We start from the raw sequence: 2,459 nt of genomic DNA, 5'->3' as shown, positions 1-2,459 counted from the left end.
GTGGCGCGGTCTTGCTACTACGTCCACCGTCTTCAACGGCTGCGTGTCGATGCTCGCCGCGTGGCGCTACGCAGCCAGGTCAACCAGTTGTTCAGCCAGAGTCGGGGCTCGGCCGGCAGCCGCAGCATTCTGGGCATGCTGCGCGAAGAGAGCGTGACCATCGGCCGTTTCCGAGTGCGTCGGTTGATGCGTGAGCTGGGCCTGGTTAGCAAGCAACCGGGCTCGCACGCCTACAAACAGGCCACGGTTGAGCGGCCGGATATCCCGAATCGGCTGAACCGCGAATTCGCGACCGAGCATCCCAATCAGGTGTGGTGTGGCGACATCACCTACGTCTGGGCGCAAGGCGGTAGGCACACGCTGGTTCCGTCATCGCGGCGGAATGCCATTATTCATGTCGAACCACATATCAGGAAGGTACTTGTCGTTCGCTGAGCGAGAAGAGATCGGGCTGCTCCGGGCGCAAAGTGTTGGTGTGCGTGAGATTGCTCGCCGTCTTGGACGAAGTCCGTCGACCATTTCACGGGAGCTGACTCGTAACGCAGCAACTCGTAGCGGCCGGCTCGAGTATCGCGCTTCAGTCGCGCAGTGGAAGGCGGAATTGGTTGCCAAGAGACCGAAGCCGGCGAGATTGGTGACCAACCCGCAACTGCGCCATTACGTGCAAGAGCGCTTGGAAGGCAAGGTTCATAACGCTAATGGCCGTGAGATTGCCGGTCCTCTACAGGCACCATTCAAGGGACGAAATAAACCACATCGTGGTGACCGTAAATGGGTCAATGGTTGGTCACCCGAACAGATTGCCAACCGGCTGCAAATCGACTTCCCGGATGACAAGTCCATGCGTATTTCTCACGAAGCCATATATCAGGCTCTCTACATTCAAGGGCGAGGCGCTCTCAAGCATGAACTGGTGAGTTGCCTGCGTACTGGGCGGGCGTTGCGCGTACCAAGAGCCAGGGCGCAGGCCAAAGCATGGGCGCATGTCAGCGAGGATGTCATGATTTCCAGCCGTCCTGCTGAGGTGGAGGATCGTGCCTTACCAGGGCATTGGGAGGGTGATCTGATCATTGGCCTGAACCGATCCGCCATCGGGACGCTGGTCGAGCGCTCAAGCCGATTTACCATGCTCGTTCATCTGCCTCGCGAGGAAGGTTACGGGCTGACTCCCCGGACGAAGAACGGCCCCGCTCTTGCTGGCTACGGTGCTGTCACCATGACCAATGCATTGAAGAGGGCCGTGACTGGCTTACCCGTTCAGCTGTGGCGATCATTGACTTGGGATCGTGGAAAGGAGTTATCGGATCACGTCCGCTTTACCATTGAGTCTGGAGTAAAAGTCTTCTTTGCCGACCCTCACAGTCCATGGCAGCGCGGTACGAACGAGAATACAAACGGTCTTCTACGGCAATATTTCCCGAAAGGCACCGACCTGTCTCGTTGGAGTTACCAAGAGATCCAAGCCGTAGCCCATACGCTGAACACTAGACCCAGGAAAACGCTCGGCTGGAAAACACCTGCCGAGGTACTGAACGACTATCTAACATCTATTCAGCAACCCAGTGCTGCGACGGCCGATTGAATCCACCTGCGCTCAACATGCTGTCCCGTCGCAACGGATGGTCAGTTCTGGATGTGGCGCGTGAGCTGCGGCATTCACGCTACCCCTACTATCTCTGCCACAAGCGGGGTTGTGCGAGCTACGGCAAGTCCATCAAGCGCGATGTACTGGAGAGTGAATTTGAAGCGCTCCTGCGTGCCGTACAGCCCACACCGGGGCTGTTCAAGATCGCCCAGAAGATGTTCGAGGAATTGTGGAACCATCGTCTGGCGATGAGCGAGGCTCGGGTGCGGAACCTGAAAAGCGAGATGGCGAAAATCGAACGCCAGGTCGGACAGTTCCTTGATCGAATCACGGATACGGATATGCCGTCAGTCATCCGGACATACGAAGACCGGATTCGGAAGCTGGAGGAACAACGGATCGTTATCGGTGAGCAGATCGCTCGATGCGGGCGTCCAGTGCGGAGCTTTGACCAGACACTTAGAACCGCTTTTGACTTTCTCGGAAACCCTTGCAAACTCTGGGCTTCCGAGCGTTTTGAGGATAAGCGTACAGTCCTGAAACTGGTCTTTCTCGACCGTCTTGCCTATGTGCGTGGATCGGGGTTTAGAACCGCCGATTTATCCTTACCCTTCAAGACCTTATCGGATTTCTCCAGGGGCAATTTGAAAATGGCGCAGCGGACGGGACTCGAACCCGCGACCCCCGGCGTGACAGGCCGGTATTCTAACCGACTGAACTACCGCTGCGCGTCGGCTGGGCAAGATGCCCGGTAAAGCGACTTCCTCTCGTTGCAGCCTGGCTGCCCGCCTTCTGGCGGAAGACGGCGAGTTCGGGGTGGTGAACTCGGGAGGGGAAGTGAATGGCGCAGCGGACGGGACTCGAACCCGCGACC

At 57.8% G+C, this 2,459-nt stretch carries 1 protein-coding gene, 1 tRNA gene and 1 pseudogene; 2 read left to right on the top strand and 1 reads right to left on the bottom strand.

All coding sequences use genetic code 11. The features are described 5' to 3' along the window. A pseudogene (locus HMPREF2914_RS31960) lies at positions 1–363 on the top strand (IS3 family transposase); the annotation flags it as partial. A gap of 19 nt (positions 364–382) precedes the next feature. Beyond that, a complete protein-coding gene (locus HMPREF2914_RS31955; RefSeq protein ID WP_114584052.1) occupies positions 383–1,582 on the top strand; it encodes an IS30 family transposase in 1,200 nt (399 codons plus the stop codon). A gap of 654 nt (positions 1,583–2,236) precedes the next feature. Here HMPREF2914_RS31955 and HMPREF2914_RS24545 read toward each other — a convergent pair. Then, a tRNA-Asp gene (locus HMPREF2914_RS24545) sits at positions 2,237–2,313 on the bottom strand. Positions 2,314–2,459 lie beyond the last annotated feature (146 nt).

The organism is Pseudomonas sp. HMSC067G02, from assembly GCF_001813485.1.
GTDB classification, from domain to species: Bacteria; Pseudomonadota; Gammaproteobacteria; order Pseudomonadales; family Pseudomonadaceae; genus Pseudomonas; species Pseudomonas aeruginosa.
Note: the sequence above shows the minus strand (reverse complement) of the source record. Positions and strands in the feature narration are given on the sequence as shown.

Bases quoted from the DNA above. Each gene is read 5' to 3' on its own strand.
- HMPREF2914_RS31955 (WP_114584052.1), top strand. From the start codon at position 383: ATGCCATTATTCATGTCGAACCACATATCAGGAAGGTACTTGTCGTTC.